Source organism: Chitinophagales bacterium, from assembly GCA_016787225.1.
Classification (GTDB): domain Bacteria; phylum Bacteroidota; class Bacteroidia; order Chitinophagales; family JADJOU01; genus CHPMRC01.
Map to the genome: position 1 here is coordinate 1 of JAEUUY010000033.1, position 18,997 is coordinate 18,997.

The window sequence follows — 18,997 nt, forward strand, 5'->3', positions numbered from 1 at the left end:
ACAGGGCGTACACCATTCATATTGATACGAATAGAGTCTGTCAAGGTGCAGTCAAACCTACTGGTCATTTCTACCACATAGGTGCCTGAGCCTGTCACGACCACTCTGGGACTAGCTATGGTCGTGGATTTTTTGTTTGTCGAAGGGTTATATAAACTAGGAGTACTTGTAGGGTCTGTCCATGTAAACTTATATGGGGTATCTGTCATTTGGGTTGCTAGATTGATCTGCACAGTATCATGTAAGCACAAGTCTGATAATTTCGGGGCTAAGGTGTAGTTAAACTTCGGAATCACAATAACCCGCACACTATCTAAGACCGAACAACTCTTGGTACTATCTATACCATCCGTAGCCCTGGCTACATAGGTAGTAGATGCCGAAGGTGCTAAATCTACCCAGGCACTATCCAGACCGCTTACTTTCACGATACCTGTCTTGGGAGTCCATTTATACTTGGTCCCTCCCCGAGCATAAGACCGCACGGGTTTACCTCCGATACAATAATATAAAAACTGCTTATGGGTCGTGACCGAGGGACGAAAGTTTATAACTAAGGTGTAAAATTCTGATACTTTCATGCCTATATTATTGCAATAGTAGCCCTCGATTTTAAAAAGTTCCTGACCTATACCAATCGTAGAATCAAATGTCATTGTTACATCCATGGTGTCAGTATTATTTTTTCTGTTAATGGTTACTGAGTATTGAAAATTAGTAACCGATGCTGGGTTTGGCACTTGATGTACCTTGTATTTTAAAAACTCTGCTGGTGCACCATACATTCTAAAATTTACCTTAGTATATTTCGAGCCGCAAATATCTACAGTAAAGAAATCTACCTTATTAGCACTTATAAGAGAATCCTCTGTAACTCCTTGAGGGACGACAGGAGGACAGGTATTTCTGACAGTAAACTGAATATCACGACATACATAACCTATCATAACTCTGGTATATCCTGCACCATTCGGAATAGCCCTCCACTCCTGCACAGACATAGCCATGATAGCATCTTGCTCTATGGATGGAATACAACTAATTGTCCCAGTCCTAGGATCTACTGTGACACCAGTGGTTGTAAATAAAAAATTGTTTTGATTCAAAGGACTAATAAAATTTACGCCAGGATTATTATATAATACAGCTTGATTTACACTTGTAGCTAAACCAGTGAATGGTGTGTAAAGTCTATAAGCGAATGAATCACGAACTGTCGTAATACCATTTGAAAGAGTAATAAATCGAGGGTCAAAACTATCTACTGCACCATGGTTATAGGTATTTAGTCTTAGTCTACACCAGTAAGGGATAGGTGGAGTTGTAAATACTGGAGAATTATTTCGATAATTTGTATTGATAACTGCTTGAACATATAGACCCGCGCTTCCTGGATTAGTTATGGTACTAATTATATTGTTTCTACAACATGAACCCCATGCAATAAATGCCCAACCATTATTTTTACCCAAAACATATTCTCTAGTAAATACCCAGCGCTCTACACCTTTGTATAGACCTATCGCACCATTAGGACAATTTGTAGTAGGTTTTACAGGTACATCAGGTGGCAAACAAATTGGTGTTACATCAGTGATTACTGGAGGGTTCATAGTAACTGTAGTATTCACAGTTGATGTAACTATCTGCAACTGTTCTGAGCCATAGTTTATTCCTGAACAGTCTCGATAACAAGATAGGGTAAATCTATACCTACCTGTTGTCGTATCGATTTCTCTGTAGGTCAAATCTGCTCCCATCATATGCGTAGCGCGCAATTGATCCAAACAGAACACACTAAAGAATAAAAATCCAAGAACTTTTAAGTTTACAAACACATTATTCATATTATTATATTTCAACTTGTTGAAAAAAATATCGAACCGTAAATTTAGTGATTTTATTCGATTTTCCTGATTAAAATTTTTCATATCAATCTTTCAGTTTTAATTACTTAAATAATAAGTACAAAAATAAGGCGAAAACATTGAAATAAAACTATCAAAAAATAGCTCTTGTTAAATGCTTTGGAACAATAAATAGATGTTATTTACTTGATTATCAATGCATTTTAAAAGTGATTTGTTAATCCATTAATTTTAATTCAAAGCCTATGCATTTAGGATTTTCTGGATTTTAATTTTAGCTCTTTGACAAGATATTGACCCGTTAAGCTCGATTTCATATTTGCCACTTGCTCTGGTGTGCCAGCGGCTACCACATAACCTCCTGCCAGACCCCCTTCAGGACCCATATCGATAATATAATCCGCCATTTTTATAATATCTAAATTATGTTCAATAATTAGAATAGAATTTCCTTTATCTACCAATCTTTTTAGCACATTATACAACATTTGTATATCTTGGAAATGTAATCCTGTAGTAGGCTCATCTAAAATATACATAGTGTTTCCTGTATCTCTTTTACATAGTTCTGAAGCGAGTTTTACCCGTTGCGCTTCGCCACCAGATATCGTGGTAGAGGACTGACCTAGCTTTAAATAGCCTAATCCAACATCTTCCAAAGTCTTTAATTTTTGATATATGCTCGGCAAATGCTCGAATACCTTCACCGCATCTGAGATAGACAAGTCTAGTACATCATAAATAGACAAATGCCTATATCGAATATCTAAAGTTTCTCTATTGTAGCGTTTACCTTGACATTTCTCACATGGTACCTGAATATCTGGCAAAAAATTCATTTCTATCGTCTTTAATCCTGCCCCTTCACAGCCTTCGCACCGACCGCCTTTCACATTAAAACTAAATCGTCCCGGTTTGTAGCCTCTTATTTTTGACTCCATAGTATCAGCATACAAGGTACGAATGAGGTCAAACACCTTCATATAGGTAGCAGGATTAGATCTGGGAGTGCGGCCTATTGGGCTTTGATCTATACTGATTACTTTATTGATATGCTCTAACCCTTTCAAAGATTTATAGGGTAGAGGTAAATTATGTGATTTATAAAAATGCTGTGACAATATCGGCTGCAAAGTTTCACTAATGAGCGAACTCTTTCCACTGCCAGATACTCCCGTAATACAACACAATACCCCTAGAGGAATTTGTACATCTATTTTCTTTAAATTATGGCCAGATGCTCCATTTATTTCAAGCCACTTCTTAGGTACGATTCGTTTTTCTGGCAATTCAAAATCTAATTTCCCTGATAAATAATCTGCCGTAGCCGTTCTTGTCTTTAAAAAATCTTTTGGCTTACCTTCGGCTATGATCTCGCCGCCATATAAACCCGCCCGAGGTCCAATATCTATCAAATAATCACTCTCAAGCATAATCTCTTTGTCGTGTTCTACCACAATAATGTTATTACCTAGATCCCTCAGTTTTTTTAAAGAACGAATCAACTTGTCATTATCTCTTGGATGCAATCCAATAGATGGTTCATCGAGAATATAGGTAATTCCCATGAGTTCTGAGCCAATTTGTGTAGCCAGTCTTATACGCTGTGCTTCACCACCAGAAAGACTTTTCCCCGCTCTATTTAGACAGAGATAATGCAAACCCACGTTTATTAAGAAACCTAATCGATCTCTTATTTCTTTTAAAATATCTTTAGCTATTTTATTTTGATTATCCGAGAATTGCTTTTCTATGTCTTGAAACCAATCTTGTAATTCATCAAGACCCATAAGGCTGAGTTCCGAAATATTTTTTTCCTTAATCTTAAAAAATAAAGACTCCTTCTTCAATCGACTTCCTTCACAGGTAGGACAAGGACTGGGTTGCATGAATGTCTCCGCCCAATTCTTTATCCAATCACTTTCACTGTAATAAAAATTATTATAAACAAAAGACGAAACACCATGATTAAAATTAGAATAGACTAATGGAATCTCCTTATCATATTCATCGTTTCCATGCTCATTACCAAAAAGCAAAAGATTCTTTTCTCTTTCTGTCAATTTATTGATGGGCGCACTTAAATCTATCTTGTTCATCTTAGCAAACTGTTTAACTGTTTCCCATAGCTGAACGGGTCTATATTCTCCTAGAGGTAAAATTCCACCATTCATTACACTTACGGTCTCATCTGGGATCATTAATTCTTTGGATACTAAAAATTCCTCACCTAAACCTTTGCAGGTAGGACAGGCACCATAAGTTGAGTTAAATGAAAATGAATTTGCTGATGGTTCCTCATAAGATATCCCATGTTCTAAATCCAATAAATGCTTGGAATAAAACTGCTGTTTTTTAGTTTCAAAATCTACTATAATCAAAGACCCTTCCCCTTCCTTTAAAGCTGCACGAATTGATTTTTCTATACGGTCTGCGTTTTCTTCATTCACAGCTAGCTTATCCATAACTAAATCTATATCATGAATTTTATATCTATCGACTTGTAGCTTGGGGATTAATTTAGTAAGAACTCCATCTACATTCATTTCAGCAAAGCCTTTCTTGGCGTATGATTCGAAAAGCTCACGATAATGCCCTTTTCTACCTCTGACAAGAGGCGCCATCAAAACAACCTTTTTACCTTTATAGTTTTTTCCTATGTCTTTAATGATTTCATCTTCAGTCATTTTTTGCATGGGCTTATTGCTGACATAGGAATAGGCGGTAGCCACCTTTGCATACAATAAACGAAGAAAGTCATAAACCTCCGTAATAGTCCCAACGGTCGATCGCGGATTTTTATTGACCGATTTTTGCTCGATCGAAATAACAGGGCTTAAACCTTCAATATAATCTACATCAGGTCGCTCTAAACCACCGATAAATTGTCGTGCATAATTAGAAAACGATTCTAAATATCGTCGTTGACCTTCTGCATATAATGTTTGAAATGCCAGTGAGCTTTTACCACTTCCGCTCAATCCGGTAATCACGACTAAAGAGTTTTTCGGTATAGAAACACTTACATTTTTGAGATTATTTTCTCGTGCACCAGAGATTACAATGTGATCAGAAGACATTCTACAAATGTAAGAAATTACTATAAATAAAATGTTGAATTTTAGGTTTTATTTTTTACAAGAAACAGACTAATACCGTAAGCGTATTAGTAATAGTCCAATGTCGCATGGCTCATTGCACTAAACAAAAACAGCTACGGCATTTACCATAGCAAGGTTTTAAAATGGGTTGGACTATTTTAAAACCGCTATTGGTATAACACTTGAATGTTAAAAGCAAATGACTATGCCCTCTTATCCATAAAAAAATCCTTGATTAGTTTTGCGCAGGTATCTTTTTCAATGCCAGCAATCACCTCCGTTTTAGGATGGAGCAGTGAAGGTTTATATAAGGTAAAACCACATTTATCTTCTGTAGCACCGTATACCAGCCCTCCTATCTGTGCCCACCGAATAGCACCTGCACACATAGCGCATGGCTCTATTGTTACGTACATAATACAATCTTTGAGAATTTTTGAATTTAGATAATTAAAGGCACTAGTTAATGCGATAATTTCTGCGTGTGCTGTAGCATCATTTAGCCGCTGTGTTTGATTATAGCCTTTAGCTATAACTTGATTCTGGGAAATAATAACACATCCAATTGGAACCTCATCTTCTTCATAGGCTTTCAATGCTTCCTTGATAGCCAGTGACATAAAGTGGCTATGGTTCAATTCAACCATCTTATGAAAAGAATTATTATTTCATTAAATAAAATCTAATCCCTAATCCATAGTGAAATGAAGCTGGATTATAATGAGGAACAGGCTCTGGATTGCTAACAAAATAAGGCAATGTATATCCACCATGTAAATTAAAAATGGTGTATTCTGAAATTTTTAGACCAATGTTTAATCTTGGTGTAAAATTTACATAATTTCGATAGATAAAATTAGTAATGACATCCGAATAGCCTGGGTGTTGAATAGTGAATTCATTGTATCCAATTCTTAATTCTGGGTCTAATAAAATAGCCCTTCCTAACGGAAAATAAGCGCCTACACATATCCCAGCACCCCACTCTTTAAGACTGGCCGCATCGTATTCAATATTATTATATTGGATCACTTGATACTCATGAGTAGACATTATTTTATGTCGAAAATAAGGTCCTATATGAAATCTTCTGGATATGTCAAAATTAAGCCCTAAATGTCCATAAATATTGATGGTTGTAATATCAGCATCGCTCGGCAAAGCTCCAAACTCTACAACGGTAGACATTTTCATTGATTCACTTCGGGGGTTTAAAAAAGATTTGCCATTATATTCAGAAGCTGAAGCACTAGAGCTCGATTCATCACTGCTTGATGGGTCATCTTTTTTAGAGGCTTCACTAGATGTTTTTTTCTCCTTTGTAGATTTGGAGTCCTCTTTTTTAACCTCTTTACTTGGCTCTTTTTTTACAACTGGCGCAGTAGAAGTGGATCTTCTGTTCTGTCCATATCCAAGAGAAACAATAAGTAATCCAAAAAACAAGGCTATTACTCTTACCATAATCATTAATTAATCAATGTAAAGATATAGTAAAAACCAAAATTGTCAATAGTTAATAGCATTTTGATTCCTTGCAATCTACACTTAAAAATCGGGAGTCATTGTCTAATCTCATGAAAAATAATCATCTTTCATTACATGAATCTTTATAGCTTAAATCAACAAAGAGTGTTCTTGTGCAGTTTTAAAAGCAATATCATACCCCGCATCCGCATGGCGAATCACGCCCATGGCAGGATCATTGTGCAATACCCTTCTTAATCTTTCTTTTGCCTCATCGGTACCATCGGCTACTATGACCATGCCTGCATGAATAGAGTAGCCCATGCCTACTCCTCCACCATGATGGAGACTGACCCAGCTGGCTCCACCAATGGTATTGATCATAGCATTTAGTATTGGCCAATCTGCAATAGCATCACTGCCATCGAGCATAGCTTCCGTCTCTCGATTTGGCGAGGCTACAGAACCTGTGTCCAAATGGTCTCTCCCTATGACTATGGGGGCAATAAGCTTTCCTTCTTTTACCAAATCGTTAAATGCAAGTGCTGCCTTTTCTCTTTCACCCATTTTCAACCAACAAATTCTGGCAGGCAAACCTTGAAAAGCAATCTTTTCCTTGGCTTTATCTAGCCAGCGATGAAGCCCTAAATTTTCGGGAAATAGCTCTTTTAGTTTGGCATCACAAACTGCTATATCGCTTTCATCTCCACTCAAAGCTACAAAGCGAAACGGGCCAGAACCTTCACAGAATAAAGGCCTAATATAAGCTGGGACAAAACCCGGGAAATCAAAAGCATTTTTAATTCCTCTTTTGTCCTTGGCTTGACCGCGCAAATTATTTCCATAGTCAAAGGTTATAGCGCCTCTTTTCTGCAATTCTAGCATAAGATGGATATGATGAGCCATGGTATCATAAGCCAATTCCACATAAGCCTCTGGATGCTCTTTGCGCATATTATAAGCCTCTTTGACTTCCATATTTTCAGGGAAATATCCAGTCAGGGCATCATGAGCCGATGTCTGATCAGTCAAAGTATCTGGGGTTATACTATGGTCGATTAAATATTGCAATAAATCCACTGCATTGCAAACGACACCTATAGAGATAGCTTCTTCATTTTTTTTTGCTTCCAGAGCTCTTTGCACTGCCTTGTCTATATCATGAAATTTTTCATCTAGATATCGTGTTTCTAGTCGTTTATCTATCCGCCATTCTTCCACTTCGGCGCATAATGCTACACCTTCATTCATTGTGATAGCAAGAGGTTGAGCGCCACCCATGCCTCCTAATCCAGCGGTGACATTGAGCGTGCCTTTTAGAGAACCATTATAATGTTTTCGAGCTAAACTGAGATAGGTTTCATAAGTACCCTGTACTATGCCTTGCGAACCAATATATATCCAACTTCCAGCCGTCATTTGCCCATACATGATTAGTCCCTTTTTTTCTAGTTCATCAAAGTGAGTCCAATTAGCCCAATTTCCTACGAGGTTAGAGTTAGCCAATATCACTCTCGGTGCATCTTTGTGGCTTCGCAATACACCAACTGGCTTGCCCGATTGAACAATAAGGGTTTGATCATTTTCTAATTTTTTCAGGCACTCAATTATTTTATCGTAAGCATCCCAGTTACGTGCAGCTTTACCTCTTCCACCATAAACTATCAATTTCTCTGGCTCTTCGGCTACTTCTGGGTCTAGGTTATTCATAAGCATGCGCATAGCAGCTTCTTGAACCCAACCTTTACAGTTTAATTGATTTCCTCTTGGCGCTTTGATATTAGTGTGTGACATACTTTTTTTTTCTGTGAACAAAATTATTTAGTATTATTATTTGCTTGTCATTTTTTTATAATATTTCTTCATCTGCAAAACTTAAGTACTTATCTTCAGCCATGATGATATGGTCTAGCAACTTTATCTCTAGTAGATTTAGCCCTGATTTGATAGCTGTGGTCAACTTTATGTCAGCATCGCTAGGCTTGAGATTGCCAGATGGATGATTGTGGGCTATGACTACCTGACTGGCGAGATATTCCAGAGCTAGCTTAGCTATTATTTTGATATCTACTAGTGTAGCATCGGTTTTGCCTATAGATATTCTTTGTATTTTTATAGGTTTCAGAGCCTTATTTAGCAGAATGACATAAAACTCCTCTTGCTTCAGACCAGCATAATAAGGTCTTAATAAATTAAAAGTATCATTACTAGATACAATAGATTGTATTTCGTTATTTGGTTCTGCATGCTTTCTATTTCCTAGTTCTAGAGCTGCGGCTATAGTTATAGCTTTAGCCTCACCTATGCCCTTATATTTGGTTAGTTCCTTGACACTGAGTTTGCTCAATTTTTCTAAGGAGTTTTCATTGTCACTCAGCATATCTTTGGCTATATCCAGTGCTGACTTTTCGCGCGTACCCATGCCTATGAGAATAGCTAATAATTCCGAATCACTCACAGCACTCTTACCTTTATGGTAGAATTTCTCCCTTGGCCTATCATCTTCTTTCCATAGTTTGATGGACATATTTTTATAGATTTTGTGTCAATAGTATAAAATTTTTTCCATTTCACATAGTTATATATATTGAAATCATTATATTTGCGAATACAATAATAGTTGATGAAAATTTTTACATATTTATTTTTAATAGGTTGGACAATAGCTCTCACTAGTTGTGGAAAGATTAATTTACTCACACTAGAGGACGAAAGACAATTAGGCGAACAAGCAAAAGCAGAAATAGCTTCCAATCCGCAAGAGTTTCCAATTCTAAATAAGGCTTCCAATCCACAAGCATACGCCTTTATAGAAGGAATTGCACAAGATATATTAAATTCTGGTCAAGTACAGAATAGAGATAATTTTCAATGGGAAGTTTATATTATAAAGCGAGACGACGTGTTAAATGCTTTTTGTACTCCGGGTGGTAAAATTTATTTTTACACAGGTCTTATGAAGTATCTCGATAATTCCTCTGCAGTAGCAGGAGTCATGGGTCATGAAATAGCTCATGCCGATAGGAGGCATTCAGGAAAACAACTTACTAGTCAGATGGGTCTCCAAATCTTACTACAAATTGTAGCAGGTACATCTGGTCAAGATATCGCGCAAATGGTAGGATTACTGGCAGGTATAGGATCATTAAAATTTAGTAGAGATCATGAAAGTGAGGCCGATGAATATAGCGTACGATATCTCTGTCCTACAAAATATCAAACCGATGGCGCTCATTTCTTTTTTAAAAAATTGATAGATGAGGGTCAGGCTAATTCAGGTACCCCTAGTTTTCTCAGCACTCACCCAGACCCAGGAGATAGAGTTGCCAATATTCAGAGTCAGGCCAATTCCATAGGGGGTTGTGTTACCAAAACGGAGAATTATTCTAATGATACTAAATACTTGCAATTACGGGCCACCTTATAATAATTTTTAAATACCTTGAAAAATAATTACTATTTCATTTTACTCATTTCACTTTTGATAGTGCGCTATAGTCAAGCGCAGGATGCGCATTATTCTCAAGCACTAAATTTTCCCATGCTTGTCAATCCTGCGTACTCTGGAGCATTCGATGGTCAGACAAGAGCTTTACTTTCATTTAGAAATCAAAATATCGCTGTGCCTAACTCTGCTTTTTCTGGTGTTTATAATACCTTTGGAGCATCTTTAGAACATAAAATATTTCAGGATTTTACAGACCAAAATACCTGGAGTATAGGTGTAACGGCACTATCTGACTACGCCGGAAGCGGCACCCTTGCTACTAACCAGGTTTTAATGCATAGTTCCTATTCTCTCGCTATGGATAGATATAGCCAAAGTTTTATATCTATTGGAGCTCAGGCGGGTTTTATCAATAGGCGCTTGTTTTCCAATGACTTACTATTTGCTTCTCAGGTAAGAGAGTTTGAGTTTGACCCGCGACTGCCAAATTTAGAGCCCTTTATTAACGGTGGTTCAGAATATGCTTTTATGTTCAATCTAGGAGTCCTGTATCAACAACAAATTGGAGATAATGTAATTTCGCAAGTAGGTTTCTCACTTTACAATATCAATAAACCCAATCAATTCTTTTTTACGAATTCAAAAGAGAACATATATGCTAGAATGAATATAACTGGGGGTTTATTATTTAGGCTTGACGATTTCTCTCAAATTTATCCTTCTATCATTTTTATGAAACAAGGAAATTTCAATTCTACAAATATTGGGATGAGCTATATGTATACCTTAAATGACAATGTCACCCTAATCGCAGGTTTACGAACGAGACTAAAGGATGCATTTATTGTGGTTGCAGGACTTAAATACAAACAATTTCAATCAACTCTTAGCTATGATGTAACTACCTCTAGTTTATCCAAAGCAAATAATTCTATAGGTGCACTTGAGTTGAATTTGAGCTATATTCTCGGAAAAAGTACACAGAGTTATGGAAATGACAAACTATATTGCCCAGGAATTTAAAATTAATAAACTAATAGATATATGAAATTTTACAGTGCATTATTCATCCTTTTTGTAACCATCCTATTTTCATGTAGCAAAGAAGAAGAAGCTGCAGTATTTAAGGCTCCTATTACTATACTACAGCCATCTACTGACCCCGCCAATATTGTTAAGGGACTTTCTATAAAATACGATATCCGTTTTGTAAATGATGAATACATCGATTCGGTTATGGTATTTTATCAAATTGATTCTATGGCTATCGGTTATCAAGAGGCTGATCCAATTTTGAACCCACTTAACTATCCGAAAGATTCAATGGTTCGAAAAGTAGTTTATGGATCAAATGACAGAAAAAATGAAAAGTCGTTAGATGGAAATTTCATGCCACATACTTTCCCACAAATAGGTAAGAAAATTTATCTAATTGTAAGAATGCACTCTAAAACAAAAAAGCTTTACAAACGAGTACCTTTAATAGTAAGTTAATACATGAACCTTTCTGATTGGCGCACAGAATATGATAAATATAGTCTTCACGAAGAAGACTTACCATCTCAGCCTTTAGATCTTTTCAGATTCTGGTTTGATAAAGCTGTCGAGGAGCTCAACCCAGAGCCCAATGCCTTTATTCTCAGCACAGTGGGCACAGATAATCAACCCCAATCTCGCGTAGTTTTGTTAAAAGAGATAGAATTAAATAAGTTTGTCTTCTATACAAACTATGGAAGTCAAAAAGGAAAAGATATAGAAGTAAATCCTAAGGTTTCCGCACTTTTCTTCTTCCCATTTAGTCAGCGACAAATAAGAGTGCATGGAACCGTCGAAAAGTTGAGCCGAAAAAAAGCCGTTGAATATTTCTCGTCTAGGCCTATTGAGAGTCAGGTATCGGCCATGGCATCTTCACAAAGCCAACCCATAACCCGTGAAAAATTGATTGAAAAAGCCGCTGAAATTAGAAATTCTGGAGAAATATTCTGTCCCGAAAATTGGGGGGGCTACGCTATAACTCCTAATTATTTTGAATTTTGGCAAGGTCAGCCAGGAAGGCTACACGACCGAATTGTTTACAAACTAGACTCTTCTTCCAATTGGAAGCAACACAGAATAGCACCATAAAACCAGATGATAAGATTTATTACTCTTTTAATATTTAGCGTTAGTTATAGTTTAATTTCAGCTCAGTCCGAAGACTCCACTGCGAATGTCTTAAAATCTTCTATCATTGACCACTCTGGGGTACAGCCCTATATTACGGCTCATCCAATGCTAGATAAGAAAAAACCTTTTTTCCAAGGTTATCGAATTCAGATTTTTAGCAGAAATAGCAAAGAAGAGGCAAACAAAGTCAAGTCAGAATTTTATAGTAAATTTCCCGCTATGCGTTGTTACCTTACCTATCAACAACCATATTATAAGCTACGTGTTGGAGACTATGAAGATCAGGAAAGCGCCAAACCTGATGCGAAAAAACTAGCTAGAACCTACCCTTCTTCATTTCTGGTACCCGATGAGGTAAGAAGAACAGGTGACAAAGACACCGATAAGGACAAAAAATAAGCTTGCTAAACCTTTAATTTTCATTAAGTTTCGGTCTTTTTGTTTTTTTGATGAAACATAATTGTCCAATACTTGGTTTATTTTTTTATTATTGTGGCTCATAATTATTCGGTATATTTTAAAAGTAGATATATAAACAACAATGGCAAAAGAAGTATTTGAGATAGACTATGTCATAAAGGCATCACCCAAAATTTTATATGATTTTGTAAAGCAACCTACTCATCTCGCGCAGTGGTTCTGTGACAAATGTGAATCCAATCTAGACCAATACAATTTTATATGGAAAGGGTATTCGGAAAAGGCGATTTTAATAGATGACATAGAAGAGGAATTAGTAGCTTACCATTGGGAAAACAGCGAAGACGACGAATTTTTTGAATTCGCCATTCACGTCAATGAAATCAGCGAAGACACCATATTGACCATAAATGATTTCGCAGAATCCAATGAAATAGAGGATCAAAAAATGTGGTGGGACAATCAAATTCAGAAGCTTATCCGAGTGATGGGTGGATAATTTTCTTACTAATATTATGTATGAAGCGAAATGAATTCATCAAATCAAGACAAGCTAGCATCGCTTAGAAAATACGTAGAACTCCTAGAATCGAAATTTACAATTCCTGGTACCCGATTTAAATTTGGTCTGGATCCTATTCTTAATTTCATTCCTGGTTTAGGCTCCTATTCGGGAATGGTTTTAGGACTTATCTTTATTATTTTAGCTCACCAGAAAGGGGTGTCCGGTAAGGTTAAAATTTTAATGTTTAAGAATATTATTATTGATCATATTTTAGGCTCTCTGCCAATAGCTGGATATTTCACAGACTTTTTTTATAAATCGAATGTGAAAAATATGAGGCTGCTTGAAGAGCATCTGCTCGAGGAAAAGCATGGCGGCAGCGGCTGGCATCTTATAATCATTTTCATACTCATAAGCCTAGCAATATTGGTTTTCACATTAGGCGTTTCGTTATGGCTAATTGTTAAGTTTTTTGCCTTCATTTCTCAGATGTAATGTTTTATCCTTGATAGGCATTATTAATTATTCATTACTCGCTATTAATTAAACTCATGTCTCTTCAATCGCTCGCTAAACAAACTCTCATCTATGGTGCGAGTACGATTATTTTGCGCATGGCTAGCTGGATGCTGACACCATATTATTCTTATGCGATTACCCAACAGGCAAATGGTCAAGTTGCTTTCTTTATGTCTATCGTAGCATTTCTGAATATTATTTATATGTTCGGGATGGAGACCAGTTATTTTCGCTTTATCAAGTCTGAAAATCAAAATCAGGTTTTTCAAAAAACAGAATCTATTGTATTCTTCAATTCCATACTTTGGTCTTTACTTCTTGTCCTTTTTGCTAAACCTCTAATAGCATGGCTCGGATATTCGGACAAAGAAATTTATGTTTATCTATTGACATTAACCTTGTTTTTTGAAAATCTCTGCAATATTCCATTTGCCCAGCTGCGTCAAGAAAATAAAGCACTAAAGTTTGTTTCTTTCAAGGCACTTTATATCATACTAAATATTTCTTTGAATCTCATTTTACTATCCTATTTTTATAAGAACAAAATAGTATTGCCTGTTCTAAACATTCACGATCCTATCGAACTTATCTTTTGGGCCAATCTCATTCCTTGGTTTCTTGTTTTTTTATATTTTTCGCCACAAATATTTTCATCTCTTTCATGGAGTGCATTGAAGGATGGCAAGGAAATGTTGAACTACTCCTGGCCGCTCCTACTAGTAGGTGCGGCAGGTATGGTCAATGAAGTAATAGATCGACCACTTCTCCGAAATTTATTACCTGGTACACAAATTGAAAACGAAATACAGTTAGGCATTTACAATATCAACTATAAGTTAGCCATCATTATGACCCTTGCTATTCAAGCTTTTCGCATGGGGGCAGAGCCTTATTTTTTCAAACTAGCTCATGAAAAATCTTCGACAAAGATGTACGCTATTGTTATGGACTTTTTCGTCATAGTTTGTTCCATGATTCTAGTGATTACTAGTCTCAATAGAGATATAATAGCTATGATAAATAATTCTACTTATAAAGAAGGTATTCAAATTCTCCCAATTTTACTGCTTGCTAATCTATTTCTTGGCATGTATTATAATACATCTATCTGGTACAAGGCTACGAATAATACTATGAAGGGTGCATACATTTCACTTGTTGGTGCGGTCATAACAATTGCTCTGAATTGGATACTGATCCCAAAAATGGGCTATATGGGTTCAGCATGGACTACCTTGATTTGTTATTTTGCTATGCTTGTTATAAGTCTAATATGGGGTAGAAAGTATTATCCAATACCTTACCACTATGCATATAATTTTCTGTGGATTGGACTTAGCACGGTGTACAGTCTAGGAGCATATTTTTTATTTCAAGAGAATATGTGGGCATTAATTGGTCTTTCTTTTGTCTATCTTTTTATTGCCTGTTATTATGCGTATAAAAGGTTTGGTGATATAAGAGGTTTTCTTTAATAGAATCTACTATTTTTGCAGGAATCATAACTATATGCAGGAAAATCAAAATAAAATTTTAAACAAGTTATCTGCTTTCGTTTTTGGAATTATATTCTTATCTGTAATTATATTACTAGGACTCACATTTTTCAATCCCGAACCAAAAGTTAATAGCTCAGAGAAACTAATCAATCAACCTCTCTCTAAGACCTGGCAAGCTATTTATGACAAAAAATTCTACCTAGTATCTAAAAAGGAAATTACTAAATATGCCATCTATGATAGTATAAGACCACGGTGGGTAGAATATTATACCCCTAGTGATTCCATAGAAAACATTACTTCATCACTGGAACCTCTAGAAAAAATAACCTATGCTACCATCAATAGAAAACACCAGCAAATCAATTGCTTTTCATATCGCCTCTATGCTATAGATAGTCATCATACGAAAGTGAAAATTTATGAACTATCAAGATATTTTAACGTCTGGGGGTCCATTTATTTTCAACTTTTTAAGCCAAATACTGTCTTAGATTATGAATTTGTAAAGCTAAATAATACCTTCAGCACTATTGACAGCTTGACCAAAAATTAATACTCTTATGGCTAGACTTTTTATTTGTTTCTTATGTACTATTAGTTTCACATTATACAGTCAAAATCTCGATGAGACGAACGGCTACATAGATCGAGAACAGAGAAGACTCGACAGTTTTGATGGGGTTGTAGACGGGAAAATAGAGATGAATAAAAAAGATGAGCAAAACATACTTTACAAGCAGATATATTTTAAGCTCGTAGATTCATTTCAAAATAGAGTAAATCAGAGTCCGAGTCTGCAAGCTTATCAGAGAAGAAATTTACTTTATGGAATGTACATGACGCTATCCGATATAAGCGGGAAAACATATAGTAATATTCCTCTATACTACCAGAAGCTTTTTCAGCATGCCATGGGTTTAATCAGAGCTTCTGAAAATAAGGATGTTATTTCCTATCTTATTACTGATCCATTGTATTCCGTAAAAAATATTTACTTCTATAAATATGATTTAGTGGCAAAGGACTTCCTTATTTCTTCATGCCAGACTTATCCTGAAGAGGTACTAAAAGCGTTTGCGAAATACAGCGATAGACCATATAAAGATACGGTAGTGGAGGTGTGTGCTATAAAAGCCCCTAACGTAGCAAAAAATTATCTGATTGGCGAAACAGGCATTAAACAGATACTCATGACCAATCCCAGCCCTAATATTATGGGTATGCGTGGTTTCTTCGCTCAATACAATATTTTGTCTAAAGGAATGGTACTTGTAGATGATATCGTGGAAGGAAATATAACCATAGAAGAAGCAGATTCTATTTCACGTAATAAGCGAAAATTTCTACGCACTATGATCAAAATACGAAATAGTGATTATGTGATGGCCGAATACTCACTGGACGAACAGCTCAAGGCAACAAGTCTGGAATATGTGCGAATCATGAATGAATTACACGATGAAAAAGATCCCAAAAAGAGATTTGCCTGTATCGATGATTTTAATTGGAAAGAGTTATATACTTTATTAGTTTATAGTGAAGAAGAAATCTTTACTTCCACCTTCAATGGCGTTTTTGAGCGTTTAATTTTTAGAATCAATCAAGATAAGATCAGTGGAGACAAAATGCTGGAAAAGCTAAAGTATAATAAGTTCAGAACTTTCATAAAAATATGCGCGAATTTTAATAAACTGGGCGATTATCTAAAAACTATGCCTAAGGATCAATCGAGAATGCTAATAGGTAAGTTTACTAACAATTTAGATAAGAATGAAGGAGACCTTAGCTCTGCTATCAATGTAGCAAATGCCTTTAGCAGTATCAATGATTCCTTATTGCTGAGCTATATGAGAGAAAACATAGACATGGAATACAAAAGAACTCAAAGAGAAGAAAATAGAAACGGTATCGCCATTTATGGATTGCTTAAAAGTCTATTTGTGGTACCCGAAAGAAAAGATGCTCTATGGTTCCAATCCATGGCTATGAAGTATAAATTGCAGCCAATAAATCAAATCGATAGTGGTGCATTATTTGGTATGGATAAGGTGCATCGTCAGGTACACTTTTTCTACGATGATGAAGATGGAGAAGCATCCTTTGCCTCCTTCATTACTACATTTTCCACTCCAAACTACAGAATTACAAGAAGAAAAAACCATGTCACTATCGAGTCCACAAAGGGTAAGAAAGTAGCCATATACGCCAATCATCCAAAATCTGAATTAGAAGGACAGGCAGACCTTATAGCCGTCATGGATTCTTTTAAAAAAGATATCCAGTTATTCGTGCATCGAGGACATAGCTACTATGCTATGAATACCATAGATCATATACCACCTAAGACCAAGATAGTATTCCTAGGCTCATGCGGAAGCTATCACAATATTCATGAGGTATTGAGTAGATCAGAAAACGTACATATTATCTCTTCTAAACAAATTGGAACCATGGGTGTTAATAATCCACTGTTGTTTCATATAGCTGAAAATGTTCGAAGTGGTAAAGATTTAGTATGGAGTGATATCTGGATTAAAACTGGTAAAACAATAGCCGCCAACAAAGATGCAATGGAAAAATTCAGGGATTATGTAGCCCCTGATAAAAATCTTGGAGCTATATTTCTACAAGCATTTACTCGATTGGTAACGGAGGAATAGTGAGATTGTTATTCTTTCTTCTATGCCTCACTTCCAAAGAAAATATAGTTTCGCAATCTTCCTTTGTAAAAACAAATGGAATAACTTTTACTATTGATAATAATCCTTACCGCTTCATAGGAACTAATTATTGGTATGGTGGATACCTCGCCGCTGATAATACGAATAATGGCTTTCAAAGGCTTTGCAAAGAATTAGACTTTTTAAAAAATCATGGAATTAATAACTTAAGGGTTCTATTTTCTGGAGAAGGAGATGACACGTATCCATATAGAATATCCCCTTCTGTGCAGGAAAAACCAGGAAAGTATAATGAAGCTATCCTTCGAAGCTTTGATATATTTCTCAATGAAGTTTCAAAACGAAATATGAAAGTAGTGCTGGTCCTCAATAATAATTGGGAATGGAGCGGAGGCATGGGACAGTATCTAGAATGGGCTAAATACGCTAACCCAATTTTACCAAAAACATCGAACTGGGATTGGGATAATTACTGCAACTACATTTCACAATTTTATGATTGTGATAGTTGTAAATTTTGGTATATGAAATGGATAGAAAAAGTCGTAACTCGAAAGAACTTTATCAATAAAAAAAGATATATTGATGACAAAACGATTATGGCGTGGCAGCTAGCGAATGAACCGCGACCCATGAAAAAGTCTGCAATTCAATCATATAAAAATTGGGTAAAAGAAATCTCCTCTTACATAAAATCTCTTGACTCTCATCATCTAGTCAGCATAGGTGTAGAAGGAATTATTGGTACAGCTATGGATACTGCATTGTTTGTCGAAATTCATTCCCTATCTTCAATAGACTATGCTACTATACATCTTTGGCCTAAGACCTGGCAATGGTATAATGGGGAAACCAAGCATTCCACTACAGATACAACTATAGAAAGAACTAAAAACTATATTGAGTTGCATAGGAATTTATGTCGCAAAATTCTAAAGCCTTTAGTCATTGAAGAATTTGGTCTGCATAGAGATAGTAACTCTTTCAAGGAAAGTTCTTCTACCTGGCATAGAAATCAATACTATCAATATATTTTTAATATTGGAAGACAAAATAATATTGCTGGATATAATTTCTGGGGTGCATTTGCAAATAGAGACAAGAGAATGAAATCAGAATTTTGGCATAAAAGTTTACCCTATGGTGCTGATCCTCCACAGGAAGAACAAGGATTATATGGTATATTTCAATCAGACTCGAGTACTTGGCATTTAATAAGGCAAAATACATTAATACCGTAAGCGTATTAGTAATAGTCCGATGTCGCAAGGCTCATTGCACTATACAAATACAGCTACGGCATTTACCATAGCAAGGTTTTAA

The 18,997-nt window shown here is 35.9% G+C and carries 17 protein-coding genes; 11 read left to right on the forward strand and 6 right to left on the reverse strand.

Annotated elements, in window-relative coordinates; translation table 11 throughout:
• The 6 genes from JNL75_12450 to radC form a co-directional block, all read right to left on the reverse strand.
• Positions 1–1,847, reverse strand: a 1,847-nt coding sequence (locus tag JNL75_12450; GenBank protein MBL7790631.1) for a hypothetical protein, incomplete at its 3' end; no start/stop codon positions are given.
• Between the two features lie 272 nt (positions 1,848–2,119).
• Positions 2,120–4,948 carry an excinuclease ABC subunit UvrA gene (uvrA, locus tag JNL75_12455; GenBank protein MBL7790632.1) on the reverse strand — a complete coding sequence of 943 codons (2,829 nt, stop codon included), beginning with the start codon at positions 4,946–4,948 and terminating at the stop codon, positions 2,120–2,122.
• A gap of 224 nt (positions 4,949–5,172) precedes the next feature.
• Complete coding sequence (locus JNL75_12460) at positions 5,173–5,616, reverse strand: nucleoside deaminase (GenBank protein MBL7790633.1); 444 nt, start codon at positions 5,614–5,616, stop codon at positions 5,173–5,175.
• A 16-nt stretch (positions 5,617–5,632) separates the two neighbouring features.
• Positions 5,633–6,430 (reverse strand): hypothetical protein, encoded by a 798-nt coding sequence (locus JNL75_12465; protein MBL7790634.1) that lies wholly within the window; start codon positions 6,428–6,430, stop codon positions 5,633–5,635.
• Positions 6,431–6,583: 153 nt separating this feature from the next.
• Positions 6,584–8,227, reverse strand: a complete 1,644-nt coding sequence (gene hutU, locus JNL75_12470; protein ID MBL7790635.1) for a urocanate hydratase — start codon at positions 8,225–8,227, stop codon at positions 6,584–6,586.
• Between the two features lie 55 nt (positions 8,228–8,282).
• Positions 8,283–8,960 (reverse strand): DNA repair protein RadC, encoded by a 678-nt coding sequence (radC, locus tag JNL75_12475; GenBank protein ID MBL7790636.1) that lies wholly within the window; start codon positions 8,958–8,960, stop codon positions 8,283–8,285.
• A 96-nt stretch (positions 8,961–9,056) separates the two neighbouring features.
• On the opposite strand from radC, the gene JNL75_12480 reads away from it, so the two are divergent.
• The 11 genes from JNL75_12480 (at position 9,057) to JNL75_12530 (ending at position 18,915) form a co-directional block, all read left to right on the forward strand.
• Positions 9,057–9,860: a M48 family metalloprotease gene (locus JNL75_12480; GenBank protein ID MBL7790637.1), complete on the forward strand. Its 804-nt coding sequence runs from the start codon at positions 9,057–9,059 to the stop codon at positions 9,858–9,860.
• Positions 9,861–9,875: 15 nt separating this feature from the next.
• A complete protein-coding gene (locus tag JNL75_12485; GenBank protein MBL7790638.1) occupies positions 9,876–10,904 on the forward strand; it encodes a PorP/SprF family type IX secretion system membrane protein in 1,029 nt (342 codons plus the stop codon).
• A 21-nt stretch (positions 10,905–10,925) separates the two neighbouring features.
• Positions 10,926–11,375, forward strand: a complete 450-nt coding sequence (locus JNL75_12490) for a hypothetical protein (GenBank protein MBL7790639.1) — start codon at positions 10,926–10,928, stop codon at positions 11,373–11,375.
• A 3-nt stretch (positions 11,376–11,378) separates the two neighbouring features.
• Positions 11,379–12,005 (forward strand): pyridoxamine 5'-phosphate oxidase, encoded by a 627-nt coding sequence (gene pdxH / locus JNL75_12495; GenBank protein ID MBL7790640.1) that lies wholly within the window; start codon positions 11,379–11,381, stop codon positions 12,003–12,005.
• A 6-nt stretch (positions 12,006–12,011) separates the two neighbouring features.
• Positions 12,012–12,446, forward strand: coding sequence for an SPOR domain-containing protein (locus JNL75_12500; protein ID MBL7790641.1), 435 nt, complete (start codon positions 12,012–12,014; stop codon positions 12,444–12,446).
• Between the two features lie 142 nt (positions 12,447–12,588).
• A complete protein-coding gene (locus JNL75_12505; GenBank protein MBL7790642.1) occupies positions 12,589–12,966 on the forward strand; it encodes a hypothetical protein in 378 nt (125 codons plus the stop codon).
• Positions 12,967–12,996: 30 nt separating this feature from the next.
• Positions 12,997–13,467, forward strand: coding sequence for a DUF4112 domain-containing protein (locus JNL75_12510; protein ID MBL7790643.1), 471 nt, complete (start codon positions 12,997–12,999; stop codon positions 13,465–13,467).
• Positions 13,468–13,523: 56 nt separating this feature from the next.
• The gene (locus JNL75_12515; GenBank protein ID MBL7790644.1) at positions 13,524–14,966 is read left to right on the forward strand and encodes a polysaccharide biosynthesis C-terminal domain-containing protein; all 1,443 of its coding nucleotides are present in this window, start codon (positions 13,524–13,526) and stop codon (positions 14,964–14,966) included.
• Positions 14,967–15,000: 34 nt separating this feature from the next.
• Entirely contained in the window at positions 15,001–15,546 is a 546-nt protein-coding gene (locus JNL75_12520; GenBank protein MBL7790645.1) for a hypothetical protein, read from the forward strand.
• Positions 15,547–15,553: 7 nt separating this feature from the next.
• Positions 15,554–17,653 (forward strand): hypothetical protein, encoded by a 2,100-nt coding sequence (locus JNL75_12525; GenBank protein MBL7790646.1) that lies wholly within the window; start codon positions 15,554–15,556, stop codon positions 17,651–17,653.
• Positions 17,653–18,915, forward strand: a complete 1,263-nt coding sequence (locus tag JNL75_12530) for a cellulase family glycosylhydrolase (GenBank protein MBL7790647.1) — start codon at positions 17,653–17,655, stop codon at positions 18,913–18,915. Before JNL75_12525 ends, JNL75_12530 begins: the two co-directional genes overlap by 1 nt.
• Positions 18,916–18,997: the final 82 nt, after the last annotated feature.

What these genes read in the sequence shown, in the direction of transcription:
- hutU (MBL7790635.1), bottom strand. Translation starts at nt 8,227, where the DNA reads ATGTCACACACTAATATCAAAGCGCCAAGAGGAAATCAATTAAACTGT.
- JNL75_12515 (MBL7790644.1), top strand. Translation starts at nt 13,524, where the DNA reads ATGTCTCTTCAATCGCTCGCTAAACAAACTCTCATCTATGGTGCGAGT.
- JNL75_12500 (MBL7790641.1), top strand. Translation starts at nt 12,012, where the DNA reads ATGATAAGATTTATTACTCTTTTAATATTTAGCGTTAGTTATAGTTTA.
- JNL75_12510 (MBL7790643.1), top strand. Translation starts at nt 12,997, where the DNA reads ATGAATTCATCAAATCAAGACAAGCTAGCATCGCTTAGAAAATACGTA.
- JNL75_12490 (MBL7790639.1), top strand. Translation starts at nt 10,926, where the DNA reads ATGAAATTTTACAGTGCATTATTCATCCTTTTTGTAACCATCCTATTT.
- JNL75_12505 (MBL7790642.1), top strand. Translation starts at nt 12,589, where the DNA reads ATGGCAAAAGAAGTATTTGAGATAGACTATGTCATAAAGGCATCACCC.
- pdxH (MBL7790640.1), top strand. Translation starts at nt 11,379, where the DNA reads ATGAACCTTTCTGATTGGCGCACAGAATATGATAAATATAGTCTTCAC.
- JNL75_12465 (MBL7790634.1), bottom strand. Translation starts at nt 6,430, where the DNA reads ATGGTAAGAGTAATAGCCTTGTTTTTTGGATTACTTATTGTTTCTCTT.
- radC (MBL7790636.1), bottom strand. Translation starts at nt 8,960, where the DNA reads ATGTCCATCAAACTATGGAAAGAAGATGATAGGCCAAGGGAGAAATTC.
- JNL75_12480 (MBL7790637.1), top strand. Translation starts at nt 9,057, where the DNA reads ATGAAAATTTTTACATATTTATTTTTAATAGGTTGGACAATAGCTCTC.
- uvrA (MBL7790632.1), bottom strand. Translation starts at nt 4,948, where the DNA reads ATGTCTTCTGATCACATTGTAATCTCTGGTGCACGAGAAAATAATCTC.
- JNL75_12525 (MBL7790646.1), top strand. Translation starts at nt 15,554, where the DNA reads ATGGCTAGACTTTTTATTTGTTTCTTATGTACTATTAGTTTCACATTA.
- JNL75_12460 (MBL7790633.1), bottom strand. Translation starts at nt 5,616, where the DNA reads ATGGTTGAATTGAACCATAGCCACTTTATGTCACTGGCTATCAAGGAA.
- JNL75_12520 (MBL7790645.1), top strand. Translation starts at nt 15,001, where the DNA reads ATGCAGGAAAATCAAAATAAAATTTTAAACAAGTTATCTGCTTTCGTT.